Origin of the sequence: Streptomyces phytophilus (assembly GCF_013870535.1) — a bacterium.
Classification (GTDB): Bacteria; Actinomycetota; Actinomycetes; order Streptomycetales; family Streptomycetaceae; genus Streptomyces; species Streptomyces phytophilus.
On record NZ_JACBXC010001048.1, the window covers coordinates 1 to 2,168 of the forward strand.

Consider the following 2,168-nt stretch of genomic DNA (forward strand, 5'->3'; position numbering starts at 1 on the left):
CGGCGAGCCGGTCGAAGGGGACGGGGCCGGGCAGCCGCATGTCGTACTGGCGGGCGACGACGACCGCGTCCGCCGGGACGCACTGCTCCCGCAGCCGGGTCTGGTACGTGGACATGTTGTTGCGGGCGTTGATCTCCAGCACGGGCAGCAGCGAACCGTCGGCCCGTACGAGAGCGTCGACGCCCACGGGCCCGTGGTAGCCGTCGGCGGCGAGCCGCCCGCCGACGAGCCGCGCGGTGTCCTCGACCACCGCGCGCTGCCCGCGGGTGAGCCGGGCCGGGAAGCGGTGGCCCTGGTGGACGCCGCCGGCGGTCAGCGCCTCCTTGACGAAGTCGAAGCGCACGGAGCCGTCCCGGCCCACGGTGAGGTGGTAGTTGAGGTCGGCGGCCTTGTCCGCCCACACCTCCACCACCACGGCGAGCCGGTCGTCCCCGGTACGCGCCGCGCGCCGGCGCACCATCCGCACCAGCTGCTCCAGCCGCCGCGCCCGGTCGGCGACGACGATGCCCTTGCCGGAGACGCCGTACGCGTCCTTGACGCCGACGACCGCGCCGTCCGCGATCCGGGCGACGGCCTTCTCCGCGACGGCCTCGAACTCCGCGACCGACTCGCACTCCCAGCCCTCGGCGAGCGGCACGCCCAGCTCCGCGGTGACGCGGCGGCTGTAGATCTTGCTGTTGACCCGCTTCGCGAGCGCCGCGGCCGGCAGCGCGGCGGCGAGCCCGGTCCGCCGGCACAGCTCCTCCTCGGCGGCGGACATGCCGTGCGGGAGGAGCCGGGGGGTGCCGAGCGCGCGCAGCCGCGCGAGCAGGGCGGGCGAGTCCAGCGCCTCCTCCGTGACCGGGACCCCGGGCCGGCAGCGGTCGGTGACCTGCACGTGCGGCAGGTCGAGGCCGAGGCCGCGCAGGTAGTCCAGGTAGCCGGGGTCGGGTGCGGACTTGAGGACCACGTGGTCGGCCGCGCCGCCGAGCAGCAGCGCGAACTCGTCCATGCGCGCGACGACCGCGGAGGGCGCGTTGCCCCCGACGGCGGGCACGCCGGGCTCGCCGCGCGCCCAGTCGCGTTCGACCTCGATGTTGCCGAGCAGTACGAGCGGTGCGGCCGGGTCGCCGGTGCAGGCGCGCCGGACACCGCTCATGAAGTCGTCGGCCGGCGGGTTGCCGGTCATGTCGTCCCCCTCTTCCTGGCGTTCTTCGGTGCTGTTCGCGGCGGTGTCCCTGGCGCGCGTACGCCGTCAGTGGCGGAACACCGCGGCCGCGAAGGTGGCGCCGAGCCCCACCGCGGCCATCAGGTAGCAGTCGCCCTTGCGGAGCCGGCCGGCGTCGCGCAGGGTCACGTAGTTGATGAAGGAGTCCGCGCCGAAGCAGTGGCCGAGCGCGGCGACGTTGTCCAGGCAGATGCGCGAGCGCGGGAAGTCCAGGATCTGGGCGGCCTTCGCCCAGGAGATGCGGTTGACGTTGTGCGGCAGGATCCATGCCAGGTCCTCCAGGCGGATCCCGGCCGCGGCCACCGCCTCGCTGATGACGGCCGTCAGCCGCTCCGCGTAGCGCCGCTCGAACTCCTCGCCGCGCGGCGGCGGGAGCTTCACGTCGTGGTACTCGCCGAAGGTGCGGGTGACGTAGCTGCGCAGCACGTCGCCGCTGCCGCCGGCGGACACCAGGCAGGCGGCCGACGACTCGCCCATCACGGTGGTGCCGGGGATGAGCTGGGCGGTGGGCCAGTCGGACTTCTCCCCCGCGACGACGAGCGCCAGCGCGTCCGGGTCGCCGTCCTCGGCGAGGAGCCGCCCGGCGAGGTCGACGGCGGCCAGGCCGGAGGAGCACGCCTGCTGGGTGACGGTGAACACCGCGGCGTGCGGCAGGCCGAGTTCGTCGGCGGCGTCGTGCACGGGGTTCTGCGAGGCGCGGGAGCCGATGGGGATGGTGCGGGCGCTGACGACGTACGACACGCGGTGCTCGTTGCCCGCGAGCGCGGTCAGCTCGCGGCCGGCGGCCACCGTCATCTCGCGCAGTCCCGCGTCCGGCGACATGCGCACGTCGCGCAGGCCGAAGTAGCGGTGGAACAGGGCGAGGTCGCGGTCGCCGACGCCGAGGCGGGGGGCGAGGTCGGCGATGGGCACCGACACGGGCGCGATGTGCGCGGCGACGTCGTACAGGGCGGTCATCGGG

2 protein-coding genes are annotated in these 2,168 nt (G+C 75.0%); both read right to left on the minus strand.

Going from position 1 to position 2,168, the window contains the following annotated elements:
- A partial coding sequence (locus H5J30_RS28860; RefSeq protein WP_181790218.1) for a preATP grasp domain-containing protein occupies nt 1-1,168 on the minus strand: 1,168 nt, incomplete at its 3' end.
- A 66-nt stretch (nt 1,169-1,234) separates the two neighbouring features.
- The coding region (locus tag H5J30_RS28865; RefSeq protein WP_258563581.1) for a 3-oxoacyl-[acyl-carrier-protein] synthase III C-terminal domain-containing protein at nt 1,235-2,168 on the minus strand (934 nt) is incomplete at its 5' end.